At 32.3% G+C, this 14,723-nt stretch carries 15 protein-coding genes; 7 read left to right on the top strand and 8 right to left on the bottom strand.

What is annotated here, in order from left to right:
• Window positions 1–5 precede the first annotated feature (5 nt).
• The 3 genes from AA088_RS16945 to yiaA form a co-directional block, all read right to left on the bottom strand.
• Window positions 6–1,295, bottom strand: a complete 1,290-nt coding sequence (locus AA088_RS16945; protein WP_046746237.1) for a DUF2157 domain-containing protein — start codon at window positions 1,293–1,295, stop codon at window positions 6–8.
• Between the two features lie 25 nt (window positions 1,296–1,320).
• A complete protein-coding gene (locus AA088_RS16940; RefSeq protein WP_157547329.1) occupies window positions 1,321–1,587 on the bottom strand; it encodes a hypothetical protein in 267 nt (88 codons plus the stop codon).
• Between the two features lie 86 nt (window positions 1,588–1,673).
• Window positions 1,674–2,144: an inner membrane protein YiaA gene (yiaA, locus tag AA088_RS16935; RefSeq protein ID WP_046746235.1), complete on the bottom strand. Its 471-nt coding sequence runs from the start codon at window positions 2,142–2,144 to the stop codon at window positions 1,674–1,676.
• 176 nt (window positions 2,145–2,320) lie between these two features.
• On the opposite strand from yiaA, the gene AA088_RS16930 reads away from it, so the two are divergent.
• Window positions 2,321–3,817 carry a hypothetical protein gene (locus tag AA088_RS16930; RefSeq protein WP_046746234.1) on the top strand — a complete coding sequence of 499 codons (1,497 nt, stop codon included), beginning with the start codon at window positions 2,321–2,323 and terminating at the stop codon, window positions 3,815–3,817.
• 81 nt (window positions 3,818–3,898) lie between these two features.
• Here the strand turns inward: AA088_RS16930 and lysS are convergent, their stop codons facing one another.
• Window positions 3,899–5,587 (bottom strand): lysine--tRNA ligase, encoded by a 1,689-nt coding sequence (lysS, locus tag AA088_RS16925; RefSeq protein ID WP_046746233.1) that lies wholly within the window; start codon window positions 5,585–5,587, stop codon window positions 3,899–3,901.
• Window positions 5,588–5,759: 172 nt separating this feature from the next.
• Between lysS and AA088_RS18090 the strand changes: the two genes are divergently transcribed.
• Both AA088_RS18090 and AA088_RS16920 read left to right on the top strand, forming a co-directional pair.
• On the top strand, window positions 5,760–5,918 hold the full coding sequence (locus AA088_RS18090) for a YqaE/Pmp3 family membrane protein (RefSeq protein ID WP_082106826.1): 159 nt from the start codon (window positions 5,760–5,762) through the stop codon (window positions 5,916–5,918).
• A 28-nt stretch (window positions 5,919–5,946) separates the two neighbouring features.
• Window positions 5,947–6,705, top strand: coding sequence for a hypothetical protein (locus AA088_RS16920; RefSeq protein ID WP_046746232.1), 759 nt, complete (start codon window positions 5,947–5,949; stop codon window positions 6,703–6,705).
• 72 nt (window positions 6,706–6,777) lie between these two features.
• Here the strand turns inward: AA088_RS16920 and AA088_RS16915 are convergent, their stop codons facing one another.
• Window positions 6,778–6,996, bottom strand: a complete 219-nt coding sequence (locus tag AA088_RS16915; protein ID WP_046746231.1) for a hypothetical protein — start codon at window positions 6,994–6,996, stop codon at window positions 6,778–6,780.
• Window positions 6,997–7,176: 180 nt separating this feature from the next.
• On the opposite strand from AA088_RS16915, the gene lipB reads away from it, so the two are divergent.
• From lipB to AA088_RS16900, 3 genes are read left to right on the top strand one after another with little or no spacing between them, the layout of a single operon-like run.
• On the top strand, window positions 7,177–7,884 hold the full coding sequence (lipB, locus tag AA088_RS16910) for a lipoyl(octanoyl) transferase LipB (RefSeq protein WP_046746230.1): 708 nt from the start codon (window positions 7,177–7,179) through the stop codon (window positions 7,882–7,884).
• A complete protein-coding gene (locus tag AA088_RS16905; protein WP_046746229.1) occupies window positions 7,885–8,364 on the top strand; it encodes a hypothetical protein in 480 nt (159 codons plus the stop codon). It begins immediately after the preceding gene.
• A 34-nt stretch (window positions 8,365–8,398) separates the two neighbouring features.
• Window positions 8,399–8,896, top strand: coding sequence for a hypothetical protein (locus tag AA088_RS16900; RefSeq protein WP_046746228.1), 498 nt, complete (start codon window positions 8,399–8,401; stop codon window positions 8,894–8,896).
• A gap of 15 nt (window positions 8,897–8,911) precedes the next feature.
• On the opposite strand, the gene AA088_RS16895 is transcribed toward AA088_RS16900, so the two are convergent.
• From AA088_RS16895 to AA088_RS16885, 3 genes are all read right to left on the bottom strand, one after another.
• Window positions 8,912–11,356 carry a hypothetical protein gene (locus AA088_RS16895; RefSeq protein WP_046746227.1) on the bottom strand — a complete coding sequence of 815 codons (2,445 nt, stop codon included), beginning with the start codon at window positions 11,354–11,356 and terminating at the stop codon, window positions 8,912–8,914.
• Window positions 11,357–11,485: 129 nt separating this feature from the next.
• Window positions 11,486–11,809 (bottom strand): hypothetical protein, encoded by a 324-nt coding sequence (locus AA088_RS16890; RefSeq protein ID WP_046746226.1) that lies wholly within the window; start codon window positions 11,807–11,809, stop codon window positions 11,486–11,488.
• Between the two features lie 22 nt (window positions 11,810–11,831).
• On the bottom strand, window positions 11,832–12,428 hold the full coding sequence (locus tag AA088_RS16885) for a ribonuclease HII (RefSeq protein WP_046746225.1): 597 nt from the start codon (window positions 12,426–12,428) through the stop codon (window positions 11,832–11,834).
• 203 nt (window positions 12,429–12,631) lie between these two features.
• On the opposite strand from AA088_RS16885, the gene AA088_RS16880 reads away from it, so the two are divergent.
• Complete coding sequence (locus AA088_RS16880) at window positions 12,632–14,602, top strand: putative porin (RefSeq protein WP_241483431.1); 1,971 nt, start codon at window positions 12,632–12,634, stop codon at window positions 14,600–14,602.
• Window positions 14,603–14,723: the final 121 nt, after the last annotated feature.

Here is a 14,723-nt window from a genome sequence, read left to right as displayed (position 1 = left end):
GAGTATTATTTTTTGAGTTCACTGCGTTTTTGCTTTTTTAACATAAAATAATTGGTGGTAAAAAAACCAATTCCAACCAAAACGAACATGAGTCCTCTTAATTCAAAAGCGATATTGGTGTCAAAGAAGCGACAGATAATCATTGCTGTAATAATTAGCATTCCGAAGTTGAGCAAGCCAAAGTCTAATTTTTTTGCGCCAATTTGAATGGTAGTAACACCTAAGGCAAAGAGCAACACGTTGATTAGAATAGTTGCCACAATATCATTGATTATTCCTATGAAAAAGATAATTCCGAAGAAAAGAAAAACAAAATAGAATAGATTGAAATTCTGAGAAGTAAATCGCTTGCTATTTATGTATAATAATCCGCTTGCAATCATGAACAATACTACTGCTGTGAAAAATTCTAAGGAATTAAAAATTACATCATCAAATTCGTGTTTCCACATAAAACGGAAACTGGTAATTAGTAACACAATAGTGGTTCCAATAGTTCCAAAAGCCTGGTATCCATTTTTAATGGAAGATTTGTTAGTAAAATACGGAAGTTGTCCAATGTTATATAAAATTCCAAATAAGAGTAAGTATTGTAAAAAACCAACACCTTCACTTTGCTCAATACATACTGGTAACGAAATAGTAATACTCAGTGGAAATAACCAATGTAGTATATGAATGACTGCACTTGGTTGTTGTGACCGAATTATTTGAATATATCTCCATAATGGAAAAAGCAGCAATAAAAAGTAAAACTGAGGAATAGTTTCGTTTGAGCCAAACACACGATATCCAGTTTCTAAAGCATAATAGGTGCAAAAAAACAAATGTAAAATTATAGCTGCCTTAGATTTGGTAACGAACAATAGTGGAACGCAAAGTAAAGTCCATAAGAGCAAGAAACCAGCCAAGCTTCCTGGAATGTTGTAAATTTGACTTATCAAAGCAATACAAGCACCAACAGAAAAGAATAAGAATACAGTAGCTGCTTCTTTCCAAGCTGCGCTTTTGTTTTTTATGATACTAAACCCTAATACAAATTGCCCAATTAACATGGGAAGGAAGGCAAAAAATAATTTGGTTATTCTCGAAAAATGATCCCAATTATGTGCCGTAATAAGGATGATTCCCAATCCTATTAATGTGCCGCCTAAAATTCCGAAAATAGTGAATAATTTGTTGGAATCAGGTTCGTTATGTTGCTGATAATATGCTTCAATTCGTTGCGCAATTTCAGTAGAAATAATGCCATTCTCTACTAATTCTGGCAGGTCGTTTGTAATTTTAGAACTCATAATTTTAAATTTTGAGTGTTTGTGATTATCGATATGGATATCCTACTAATGTTAAAAAAAGCAGTACTATTAAGAGTCCTAAAAAGATACTATTTTTAAGAGACTTGTTGCTTATTTTTCTAGTAAAAATCTGGTAAAATACTCCAAAAATGATTCCTAAAAGGATACATAGAGGAGTTGTAATTACAAGTATAATACTTATACCGCCATTTCCAACAGGAATACAGAAGCTCATCAGTAGCGTTAAAAAACCACTACTCATGATGATATAAGACTTTAGATGATCGTTCATTTTACAAATATTATTTTATGTATATTGAGAAATAAACCTCGCAACGTATCATGATGTTATTGCGAGGTTTGTGAATCAACCAACATTTAATCGTTTTGATTCTTGAATGCTTGTAAATCTCTTGTATTTTTCTGTACAGATACTGAAGCAAATAAACTTAAGGTAAATGCCATTCCGTAAAATCCTTTTTCGCTTAATGCCAGCTCTGCATTCCACAATCCAACCACTAATAATACAATAGAAGCAATCGTGGTAAACCAACTAATACCATAATAAATCTCAGTAACGGGAATTTTTTCCATTTTATCACGAACAGCTTTTTGAACAGAGATTACAGAGAATAAACCAAATAGTAAAATGGTAAAATAGTAGCCTTTTTCGTTTAACTCCATATTAGCATTCCATAAACCAACGCAATACGATACCATTCCTATAAATAAAGCTGCCCAAGATGCAGAAACAAAAGCCGGTGTTGGTTTGAAAGGATTCTTTTCGATTACATTTTTAGGAAATTTTTCTTTTGTTTCTTCTGAATTTACAAATGTTTGTTGTTCCATAATTTTAATTTTTTAAATGATGATTGATTTGTTTTTGTTGTTGATGGAACAAATGTGCAAAAGCTATAGTTATTTGTAAATTTAAATTTTATTGAAAAAGGATTATATAGTATGTTTATATTTCATCATAAATAATTGTATATTAGTTTTTTAAATAATAAAAAAAGGATGATATAATGATTGCTATTTCTTCCATTATTTTACAGTTTGCCAAAGAAGAACAACAAGAGTTTATAAAATATTTATCGCTTAAAAATAAGCGTCAGGATACTAAAAATATTCAATTAGTAAAATTGTTATTGGCTAAATATCCTTCAAAAGAAATTCCTCAAAAACTTTATGGAACTACGAATAAGTCTGCTTATCATGGTTTGCGAAAACGATTATGGAATTCGTTGTTAGACTTTATGGCTACACAAAGTTTAACACATGAAGTTTCTACAGAATTAGAAATTACCAAATACATACTTGTGGCACGTAATTTATTGCTTCAAAAACAATATAAAACAGCATATAAAGTATTGCAGAAAGCTGAAAGAAAAGCAAAAGATTCGTTGCATTTTTCATTGCTTAATGAAATCTATCATACACAAATTCAATACGCACATACTACAGAGTTTGCACCTGATTTGGAAGTGCTGATTGCTAAATTTTCTACCAATCAACAAGATTTTTTGCAAGAAGAAAAACTTAATATGGCGTATGCGGTTATTAAAGAACAACTGCAAAAAGTCGAACATCAAGGAGTTGTAATATCGCTCAATGAGCTACTCCAGGAAACCTACACTCGCTTTGATATTTCTAAGGAAATTGGGCTGACATACAAATCATTATATCAGTTGGTGCAAATCATAAATTCCGTAGCAGCCGTTAAGAGAGATTATTTTAACGTGACCTCATTTGTGGTTGATAATTATAAGGACATATCAAATCGATTAAAGCAAACAGACAAGCATTTAATATATCATATTAAAGTGCTCTATCTAATAGCGAACATCTTTTTTCGCAAAAAAAGATTCCGAGAAAGCTTGTATTACTTAGATATAATGAAAGAGCAAATGATGCGACAAAAACAACGGTTTTACAAAGACTCAGAGCTTAAATATCAATTTTTATATGCATTAAATCATAATTATTTGGGAAATGCAGTCAAAGCTATTTCGATATTGGAACGTGTCAAAAGTTTAAAAAAATATGATATTGAAGAAATGTTGGACGTATATATAAGTCTAATTGTTTGTTACTTTCAGCAAGGTCTTTTTAAAAAAGCGCAACAGCTATTTTCTGAATTTTACCATACAGACAAATGGTACGAAGAGAAAGTGGGAATTGAATGGGTAATAAAAAAAAATCTCATAGAAATATTATTACACATTGAATTGGGGAATATTTCCTATGTAGATTCTCGTTTTGCAAGCTTTCAAAGGTCCTATTATCCATTTTTGAAAAGAGTGGAGGAAACACGCGTAATCACTTTTTTAAAATTTGTAAAAAACTACTATCACACACCAGAAAAAGTCACTTCGGTAGAGTTTAAAACTACTGTAGAAAATTCTTTTCAGTGGAAAGCACGTGTAGAAGAAGATATATTTGTGATGAGTTTTTATGCGTGGTTGAAAGCAAAAATGAATAAGGCTAATTTGTATGAAACAACATTGGAGTTGGTAAATTAAAAAAAGAACTGCAATTTTGCAGTTCCTTTTTTGATTTTTTAAAAAGTACGTTGAGGAAAGCTCAAACGTATTCTTTAAAAGTTATGCTAGTTTAACAAATAGTCCGTCATCATTCTTTTCAACTTTTGCTAAATTGTTTTTTGTTAATTCTTTGATGGACTTGTCCCATTTTTTATTCGATAAGCCAGCTTGTATTTTAAGATCAGCTAATGGTAAAGATTCTGCTTTTTTCAATAGCTCTAATATAGCTTTTGCTTCGTCGGTTAATGGAACTTGTTTGCGTTCTGGCTTCATTTGTGGGAAGAACAAAACTTCTTGAATAGATGAATTGTTGGTCAAATACATAACTAGTCGATCCATTCCAATTCCTAAACCAGAAGTTGGTGGCATTCCATATTCTAACGCACGAATAAAGTCATTGTCAATAAACATTGCTTCGTCGTCTCCTTTTTCAGAGAGTTTCAACTGAGCTTCAAATCGTTCTCGTTGATCAATTGGGTCGTTCAACTCTGAATATGCGTTGGCAATTTCTTTTCCGCAAACCATCAATTCAAAACGTTCTGTCAATTCCGGATTGTCACGATGTTCTTTACATAGTGGACTCATTTCCTTTGGGTAGTCAGTAATGAACGTTGGTTCTATATAATTTCCTTCACATTTTTCTCCAAAAATTTCATCGATTAATTTCCCTTTTCCCATCGTGTCATCAACTTCAACGCCCATATTTTGAGCTGCTTCACGGATTTCTTCTTCAGTTTTACCTGTAATGTCAAATCCAGTAAAGTCAATAATCGATTGTGTCATGGTTACACGTTTGTAAGGAGCTTTAAAATCGATTGTATGTTTGCCAAATGTGGTTTTTGTAGTTCCGTTAACGGCAATTGCACAATACTCTAATAACTTTTCAGTGAACTCCATCATCCAGTTGTAATCTTTGTAAGCAACATAGATTTCCATTGCGGTAAACTCTGGATTGTGTGTGCGGTCCATTCCTTCATTTCTAAAGTTTTTCGAAAACTCGTAAACACCATCAAATCCACCAACGATTAAACGTTTTAAGTACAATTCATTCGCAATTCGCATGTACAATGGAATGTTTAATGAATTGTGATGTGTTACAAATGGACGTGCGGCTGCACCACCAGGAATAGGTTGTAAAATTGGAGTTTCAACTTCAAAATAGCCAGCGTCATTAAAAAAAGTACGCATAGCATTGAACAACTTTGTGCGCTTTACAAAAACTTCTTTAACTTGAGGATTTACAACAAGATCGGCATATCGTTGACGATAACGTTGTTCAGGATCGGTAAATGCGTCATGTACTTTTCCATCACTATCCGTACGTGGTTGAGGTAAAGGCTTTAAAGCTTTACTTAATAAGGTAAAGTTTTTTACCATCACTGTTTTTTCTCCCACTTTTGTGGTAAATAATTCTCCTTCAATTCCTATAAAATCACCAATATCTAGTAATTTTTTATACACTTCATTATAATGAGATTTGTCGTCTCCTGAACAAATTTCATCTCTATTAAAGTATACTTGAATTCTTCCTTCAGCATCTTGCAATTCTGCAAAAGAAGCAGAACCTTGAATACGTCGTGACATCAATCTTCCAGCAATAATCACCTGTTTTCCTTCAGCAAATGATTTCTTTACCTGTTTCGAAGTGTGGTTTACAGGATACAAATTTGCTGGATACGGGTTGATTCCGAGTTCGCGTAGCTTCGCTAGCTTTTCTCTACGAACGATTTCTTGTTCTGATAATTGCATAATTTTTTGATGTGTAAATTTAAGTTTGCAAAGATAGTTACATTTCATTAGTATACCAATGTATTGATTTGGAAATATTTGATGTGTTAATTTCAGTGCCAACCTGAATAATCTGTAACATTTTTACGACTTTTGTGTCCTATATACATCATCAATCAATAAAAATAAAAGTATGAGTATATGGAGAGTATTACTGGCAATTATTTTCCCACCATTATCTGTATTGGATAAAGGTTGCGGATCTATAGTAATTGTCTTTATTTTGTGGCTGTGTGGCTGGGTTCCTGGAACAATTGCTGCGCTGGTAATTGTAAATAATCCAAACCGATAAATAACACTTTAACTTTAATTAAAAACAAATGAAAAAAATTTATTTAGGACTATTAGCTGTGTGTACTATGCTACTTACGAGCTGTCATTTTACAGAAAATATTTATATCAATGAAGATGGAAGCGGAAAAGTTTCTTTTGATATGGATGGATCTGAATTAATGAGTATGATGGGTGATGAAATGGCTTCTGATGAAGAAGATGTTGCTATTGACTCTATTGTTTCGTTTAAGGAAATATTTGATGCGGAACGAGACAGTATTTCTAAACTATCTGCTGAGGAGCAAAATAAAATTAAAGCATTAGAGTCTTTTAACATGCATATGTTGATGAATTCTAAAGATAAAAAGATGAAGTTTAACATGTTTGCAGATTTTAACAATGCAAACGAATTGCAAGACATGTTCAAGGCAATGAATACTGCTGGGAAAATGGATAAAAGTCAGCGCTCTCAAGCAGGTGGAGCAGGAAATCCCCTTGCATCTTTAGGTTCTGACGGTTCTACAAAAACACAATATTCATATAAGGGGAATAAATTTACACGTACAGTAAAAGTTTTAGATAAAGAAAAAGTTGATTCATTGTATCAAAATTTAGGACAAGCAAAAATGATGTTTGCTTCTTCCAATTATACATTGAAATATCATTTTCCTAAAAAAATCAAATCTGTTTCATTGGAAAATGCAGTGATTAGTGAAGATGGAAAAAGCTTTACAGCAGAAATTAATTTTATGGAATATATTAAAAACCCAGAAATACTAAATGTAGAGGTTGAATTGGAAAAATAGTATGCCAACTCACTTTTAAATTGTTATAAGTAAAAGCGGCTGTCGTTCATTGACAGCCGCTTTTTATTTTTCTTAGCATGAAATACACCAAGATTCGCATTTTGATCTACAACATTGTGTTTCACAAACTAAAGGACTAATTGAGTGAATTGTCAATGTAATTGTGGTTAAAGGACATCCAAGTGTTACTGCGTTTTGAGCCTGATTTGCTTCGCCGTCTTGTAAACCGCCTGTAATGTTGGCAACATTACTTTTTTTAAGCGACAATGATTTTAAATTTTTTTTCTTCATGATATATTATTTTTTGTTTCATGGCAAAGAACTCTAAAGTGCCGTTTTTACAAAACAGCGATTTCCCTAAAAATGATTGAGGAAAAACACGGGGTTTATTGTCAGAAGGAAATACTTTCGCCAAAAACAGAAGGCTTTTTTTGATAATGTCGTACTTTTGTATTTGTAAATTGATAGGCTTTGAACAAAACAATACAAGTACGAGATTTAGGACTTAAAGATTATAAAGAAACTTGGGACTTTCAAGAAGAACTTTTTAAGGAAATTTTAGATACAAAGATTAAAAACCGACGTGAAAATGCAGGTTTGATAACGCAAAACCATTTTCTTTTTGTGGAACATCCACATGTATATACATTAGGGAAAAGTGGTGATATCTCTAACTTGTTATTAGATGAAACGCAGCTTGCGGCTAAAGAAGCTACTTTTTACAAAATAAACCGCGGAGGAGATATTACATATCACGGACCTGGACAAATTGTAGGGTATCCTATTTTGGATCTTGAAAATTTTTTTACAGATATTCATAAATATTTACGACTCTTAGAAGAAATGATTATCCTGACTTTGGCAGAATATGGTTTGAAAGCAGAGCGAAGTGAAGGAGAAACAGGAGTTTGGCTAGATGTAGGAACACCATTTGCTCGTAAAATTTGTGCTATGGGAGTGCGGGCAAGTAGATGGGTAACCATGCATGGATTTGCGTTGAACGTGAATGCTGATTTAGGGTATTTTGACAATATTATTCCTTGTGGAATTCGAGGAAAAGCTGTCACTTCTTTACATGTTGAGTTAGGAAAAGCACAAGTGAATGAAGAGGAAGTTAAAGAAAAACTATTGCGTCATTTTCAAGAATTATTTGAAGCAGAATTAAAACAAATTTTCTAAATGAGAGCTGTAAAAATAGGGTTGTTGATCTTTACGATTCTAATTACTATTTTACTATTCTTAATGAGTTTGATTATTTTCTTGGAGGAAAAGAATTTTGGGAAGTCTGTATCGACATTCTTTTTTTTAGGTTGTGCAAGTGCTTTTAGTATATATTTTCATCTCAAAACTCTTTCCTATTATCCATTATTTATTTTTGGTAAGACAATCGAAGAAATTTCAAAAAAATATTGGGCATTGCATATCGCTTTTGGTTTAATCAACTTATTGTTAGGAATAGGATTACTGTTTTTAATACCTCTTTCAAATACAATAATGATTGGGACGATTCTTAAATTGTTGTCAATATCACTATGTGTTTTTGGACTTACAACCTTATGGGAAGTTTACCAATTGAACCAGTTTGTGTCCATTTATAAACGTAGAAAAGCCCAACAAAAAAGTATTGAAGAAATACAAGGAACTCCGCATTCTAAATAATTTTACCGATATTAACCATCTAAAACCAATCTTTATGCGTATTCTCAAAATTCTTCTTATTTTGTTTTCCGTGGTTGTTTTTGGGTTGGCTTGCTATTTGTTTTGGTTTGAATTGAGCAGACGAAATGATTTTCAGTTACAGATATATTATGAGGCTTTTATTTACTTAGGAATAGGGATTTTGTCTTCGGTATGTAGTGTGCTATATCATATAAAAAGTTTTCGATACTACAGAGGAGAATCTCGTTGGAATCTTGATAAAAAACTTCCGAAATTCTATTTTGTAGGAGCATATAGTTTTTATGCGTTTTTGTTGTTTGCTGCAGGATCATTACTTTTTACAATGATTCGTCTTTTAGAATTGGACTATGGGTTTTCATTCAAAGATTTTGTATCTATCTTGATATTTTTAGTGCCTGGGATATTAGGTTTTATAGAAGTTTCTGTACTAATTAAACGAATACGTAGGTTGCGAAAAGAACGTGAACTGAAAAACGATATTAGTTCAATCGGAAATGAAGAATTGTCATAAGGTTTGTTTCTAAAACTAATTCAATTTATACACTAAAACTGTGTTTTTTTCTCCTTGAGTAACGAGTTCTAAATTGCTATCCTTGTCAAAATTTTCAAGATCAATTACACTACTGCCATATACAGGAAATCCAGGAAGCAACTCAGCGTTACTATCAAACAAATATACTTTTTGGGCATCTTTATCGGTAATTGTTACGTATATTTTATTTCGGATTAAGAAAATTTGTGGTTTGCTGTATAAGCCGTAGTCTAATTCGACAGTTTTATCTTTGATACGCAATTTGTTTTCAGAAAAGCTTACCAATGTCTTGGCAGTCATAGTTATATCATGATTGGTCTGAACAGGTAGTTTGGTCTTTTCAATTTGCCCTTTACTATCTATTTGGATTAAATGTCCATCTTTATTAGAAGTGGTAAATAAATTGTTGTGAATATATACTGTATTGTTAGAAAACTGAATATTTTCTTTAGGAGTAATTCTTGGCTTTCCGGTACGTGACAAGATGTGTAATGTCCCGTTGCTTTCTTGTAAAACAATATAATCTTTAGTTTGTACTCTAAAATGTTGTGGCGGATTGATAAAATTTGTGTTTGCACCTGCAAATTTGAAACCTGTTACCTGTTTCCCAGCTTTATCACGCATAATAACTTTGTTGCCTTCTGTAAAAACAAAACGGTAATTTTTGGAAGAGTCATAATCAAAAATAGATACAGGTTGTGTATAAGCAACATCAGCTTTTGTAGGATACGGTTTAACTTCGTTTCCATTTCTATCTAAAATATAAAAAGATTGAGGTGTGGTAAAAGCGAGTTGTAATCTGCCATTTCTATACAAATCTACTTGAGTAATTTCTCCTAAAATTCGCCCGTCCAATTGCTTTTTCCATAATACTTTTCCTTTCGTAGATATCAAATACAAAATGTTTGCTTCATCTTGCACAACAATTTCTCTGTGTTTGGTAATATGATTTTTCACAAATTGCGGATTTGAAGCTACGGGTGCATCCAATACAATGTTTAAAAATTGGGCAGCAGAATTTTCAGTAGGCTTTACCGTATTTCGTTTCAATAAACCATGTATATGTGCATAGTTGCTTCCTCGCTCATTAATAAATTGAAGTGCTGCAAACGGATAATCATCAAGGTTAATGCTAAGTATTTCTTTCTGATAGGCTTTTTGAGCACTTTCTGCGAATGTTTTTTTGAACGTCTGTGTATTTGTGAAAACTAAATAGGAAGACTCGTCGCTTAAATTTGCAATGGTTGCTTGGTAATTTTCTTGAAAAGCTAATGTTTGTTCATTTTTATAGAGAATGGCTAGTGTAGAAAGGTCTTTTATGCCTTCAGCATTTGTAAAAATGATAAACTCATCCATAATCATAAAAAACTGATTGTGAAACTCTTTGATGAAAGGTGTAAAAGCATCTATAAAAAGAGGGGTGTCTGTGTTTTCAAAAATAGGAAAGTACCTAGTCTCACTATGAACATTATTGCTTTGTAATTGTGTAATAGCTTCGTTGCTAGGCGAAATAAATCGTAAAGCTGTAAAATTATTTCCATTAAAGGAAAATGAGCTAACTTCTTCTAAAGCATCTAGCAAAGAATTTGATTTTCTAGGTTGAAAACTTTGATAAGAATCAAAAGTGATTGTAGAAAAAGATTCAAATAAAGGAGGAATTACTTTAGCAACGTTGTGTTCTCTTGGACTTGTGTTTTTCAGTGAACTTATAACATGAGAAAGCGAATCATTGGCGGTAATAATTCCTGTAAATGAAATTTCATCAGGAAGTATTGAGATATCCAAAGCGGCGTGTTCGCCAAATGGTGCAATCAGATTGCTTGTAGTATTGGGAAAAAGGTGTTTAAAAAATGGGGCTAATTCTTTTGGGGAAGTAAGCAAATTAGCAGATTTATTTTCGTCTAAACTCGCGTAAATTTTTTTGAGTGATTGAGGAATGGTTACTTTTTGGTACGAGCGAATACAATTTTCAATCAATAACTGAGATGAAGAGTTTACAAAAATACTGTCGGCAATAAATGTATAACTTGAACGATTATTGATTGTAGTATGTAGAATGGATGTTCCTTCGTATGAGATATGATTTGAAGTGGCTTTGAGAGAATCTAAAGTAACAAGCGATTCGTGATTTTTTGTGACAAAAGTATATTCAAATTTATCTTTTCCTACCTCGCTAAATGTTAATAGCGATTTGGATTTTGGTTGCAAGTATTGCAAATAGGAAACAAATCCATTAAAATCTTGCTTAAACTGTGGCTGTTTAAATGACTGTAAAAGTTGGTTGTTTTTTAATTCACTTCGAAAGCTTTCTAAATCGTTAATTTGTAATACAATAGCTGCATTTTGAGGTGCAAATTTAAGTAAAGAATATTCTTTTGGAGTTTCGGTTGTACAACCGATTATAAGTGAAATAAAAAGAAGAATTAAGATTCTTTTCATGTAAAATCTATTTATAACATCGCTCGATGTTGTTGCCCTTTAGTAATCTGACTACAAAAATATAAAACTTAGTAAAAGAGAAATTAGTATACAGGGAATAGAATTCCAGTTGTTATTAACAACGAAGCATTATTTTGGCGGAAGCGACATCACATAGTCATAACTTTCGTTGAGCAATTCTGCCAATCGGTCCAAATCATCCAACATATTTTCAGGAATTAACACATAGCCTTTCATAATAGCTCCGTACGATTTATAATAATCAGTAGTAAACTCTTTGATGTATTTTTCTTGTATGTCTTTTGAATAGCGAAAACCAATTTCGCCAGCTTTGTTTAGCAAACCAAACATGTGTCCGTTGGCTGAAACATAAATCATGCTTTTGCCTTGGCGTTCAAACTGCGGACATTTTTCTACAATCGCATCAAAAAGTTGAAGTCGTTCTTCCCACATAATATTTTTTCAATGATTAATATTAAAAATCCAACGTATATTGCTCTGGCAATAGTCGAAATGACATACGGTGGTACTTAGTCGTTCCATATTTTTTGATTGCTTCTCTATGTTCTACGGTTGGATAACCTTTATTTTTCTTCCAATTATACATAGGGAATTCTTCGTGAATCTTTTCCATGTAGGCATCTCGATATGTTTTTGCCAATACTGAAGCAGCTGCAATATTGAGAAACTTTCCATCACCTTTGATTATTGTTTGGTGTGGAATGCTGCGAAACGGTTTAAATTTATTGCCGTCAACAATAATATGTTCAGGCGTAATAGATAATTGCTCGATTGCTTTGTGCATACCTAAAATGGAGGCATTCAATATATTAATGGAATCAATTTCTTTCGGAAAAATATGTGCCACACCAAAAGTTGTAGCTTCTAATTCAATTATTGGGCGTAAGATTTCACGTTTTCTTTCGCTTAATTGTTTCGAATCGTTAAGAAGTGAATTTGAAAAGTCTTTAGGTAAAATAACAGCCGCAGCTGTAACAGGGCCCGCCAAGCATCCGCGCCCAGCTTCATCAGTTCCTGCTTCTAATACATCTAATAATTGTAGTGCTAACATATAAGGTATAAAGTAACAAATCTATTTGTTATGATGCTGAAATCAAAACTCAAAATAAAAAACACTTAGGCGTAAAACTGGCAATTTATGATTTCAATAACAATTCTTAGCTTTTTATTTCGTTCAAAAAGCATACTTTTGTTGCGATATATGCGTAAAATGCTTAAGTAAATGCGAAAGAATACGCTCCAAAAAATAAAAAAGTGAAGTACATCTTTTTCCTTATATGTTCCTGTATGATGATTCCTGCGCTACATGCACAGGAAAAATTTAAATCTATCGGAGAAAAAAAATCAAGAATCAACCAGCAAGGGGAGCAACCTTTGAATGCAAACAATTCTTCTGAAAAAGACCGAACGGGAAAACGAAAAGAATACGATATCAATTTGTACAAAATCATTACGCATGAGCGCGATACGATGGTGTTTGATACCACGTTAACAATCCAAAAAGATTATAAGTATAATTATTTGCGCAAAGACGATTTTGAACTGTTACCTTTCTCTAATTTAGGACAAACTTATAATAGTTTGGCATATTCTTTTAACATACCTACGGCATTTCCAAGCATAGGTATGCGAGCTAAACATTTTAACTATGATGAAGTTGAAGATGTAAAGTATTTCAATGTGCCAACACCAACAACTGAACTGTTTTTTAAAACAGCTATGGAACAAGGGCAGCTTCTTGATGCATTTATTACAATGAATACTTCCAAACGAATGAACTTTTCAATTGCTTACAAAGGGATGCGCTCGCTAGGGAAATATCAAAACATTTTAAGTAGTACGGGAAATTTTAGATTAACAGCTAATTACCGAACAAAAAATGATCGATATGCACTTCGTGCGCACTTTTACTCTCAAGATGTGTTAAATAATGAAAATGGAGGAATTACTACTGAAGGCGTTGAAGATTTTCAAAATGGAGTAGAAGAATTTACAGATCGGTCTAGATTGCCAGTTCAGTTTCAAGATGCAGAAAATATCTTGGTTGGAAAACGCTATTATTTGGAGCATGACTATAAAATTGTAAGAAAGAAAGATTCTATCAGAGATAATAACTTACGAATAGGACATACTTTTAATTATGAAACAAAATACTATATATACAATCAAACTAGAGCAAATGATTTTTTTGGAGAAAGTTTTGTTTCTACCAACGTAAGAGATCGATCACAATTACGAAAGTTCTTTAATGAGGCAAATCTTAGCTATAAGACTAATACTTTTGGAGATGTAAAATTTAAGGCAAATCATACCAAATATGATTATTTCTTTGATAAAATATTGTATTTATCTAATGGAAGTGCCATACCATATAGGCTAGAAGGAGATGTGCTTGCTATAGGAGGTGAATGGCAACATACGATTGCAGGAATACAACTTAGAGCTGATTTGTTGGCAAATATTTCAGGCGAATTAGGAGGAAACTATTTTAAAGGTCGTGCTCGATATCAATTAAATGACGATATGAAAGCAGAAGCTTCAATTGTAATCAATTCAAAAGCACCTAACTTTAATTTCTTGGTAAATCAAAGTGACTATATAGATTACAATTGGCGAAATAACTTTAAAAATGAACGTTCACAAAGTCTAAACTTTCAACTAAGCTCAAAAAAATGGGGAAATGCGGAAGTAAGCTTTACGTCATTAGACAATTATACCTATTTTTCTGGATTGGATGTTGACTCGCAAATACGTCCACAACAAACAGAAGATGCAATTACTTACTTAAAAGTGAAAGTTGGAAAAGAATTTCGCTATGGGAAGTTTGCGCTTAATAATACCATCATGTATCAAAAAGTGGGGCAATCTGGAGATATATTTAATGTGCCTGAATTGGTAACCAGAAATACACTATATTATACAGATAAATGGTTTAAAAAAGCGTTATTCATTCAAACAGGAATCACATTTAACTACTTTACTGAATATTTTGCAAACGGATATAGTCCATTATTAGGGGAGTTTTACAGTCAAAATCAACAAAAAATTGGGAACTTTCCACGTTTTGATGTATTTATTAATGCAAAAGTACGTCGAACACGAATCTATTTTAAATTAGAACATCTTAATTCTTCTTTCACAGGATATGATTTTTTCTCTGCGCCTAATTATCCATATCGTGACTTTATAGTTCGCTTTGGACTTGTATGGAACTTCTTCTCTTAAAAAAGAGGGAGATTAAATGTAGCTTCTTATAATGAATTAATGACATCATGCTTAATAAGCATTAATAGTTATAATATATATGTCTTGTTATAATATACAACTAATACCATCAAGAGAAGGA

Source organism: Kordia zhangzhouensis (genome assembly GCF_001005305.1).
Taxonomy (GTDB): Bacteria; Bacteroidota; Bacteroidia; order Flavobacteriales; family Flavobacteriaceae; genus Kordia; species Kordia zhangzhouensis.
Note: the sequence above shows the minus strand (reverse complement) of the source record. Positions and strands in the feature narration are given on the sequence as shown.

Bases quoted from the DNA above. Each gene is read 5' to 3' on its own strand.
- AA088_RS16890 (WP_046746226.1), bottom strand. From the start codon at position 11,809: ATGTGGGAAGAACGACTTCAACTTTTTGATGCGATTGTAGAAAAATGT.
- AA088_RS16895 (WP_046746227.1), bottom strand. From the start codon at position 11,356: ATGAAAAGAATCTTAATTCTTCTTTTTATTTCACTTATAATCGGTTGT.
- AA088_RS16915 (WP_046746231.1), bottom strand. From the start codon at position 6,996: ATGAAGAAAAAAAATTTAAAATCATTGTCGCTTAAAAAAAGTAATGTT.
- AA088_RS16905 (WP_046746229.1), top strand. From the start codon at position 7,885: ATGAGAGCTGTAAAAATAGGGTTGTTGATCTTTACGATTCTAATTACT.
- AA088_RS16920 (WP_046746232.1), top strand. From the start codon at position 5,947: ATGAAAAAAATTTATTTAGGACTATTAGCTGTGTGTACTATGCTACTT.
- AA088_RS16930 (WP_046746234.1), top strand. From the start codon at position 2,321: ATGATTGCTATTTCTTCCATTATTTTACAGTTTGCCAAAGAAGAACAA.
- AA088_RS16900 (WP_046746228.1), top strand. From the start codon at position 8,399: ATGCGTATTCTCAAAATTCTTCTTATTTTGTTTTCCGTGGTTGTTTTT.
- lysS (WP_046746233.1), bottom strand. From the start codon at position 5,587: ATGCAATTATCAGAACAAGAAATCGTTCGTAGAGAAAAGCTAGCGAAG.
- AA088_RS16940 (WP_157547329.1), bottom strand. From the start codon at position 1,587: ATGAACGATCATCTAAAGTCTTATATCATCATGAGTAGTGGTTTTTTA.
- yiaA (WP_046746235.1), bottom strand. From the start codon at position 2,144: ATGGAACAACAAACATTTGTAAATTCAGAAGAAACAAAAGAAAAATTT.
- AA088_RS16945 (WP_046746237.1), bottom strand. From the start codon at position 1,295: ATGAGTTCTAAAATTACAAACGACCTGCCAGAATTAGTAGAGAATGGC.
- AA088_RS16885 (WP_046746225.1), bottom strand. From the start codon at position 12,428: ATGTTAGCACTACAATTATTAGATGTATTAGAAGCAGGAACTGATGAA.
- AA088_RS18090 (WP_082106826.1), top strand. From the start codon at position 5,760: ATGAGTATATGGAGAGTATTACTGGCAATTATTTTCCCACCATTATCT.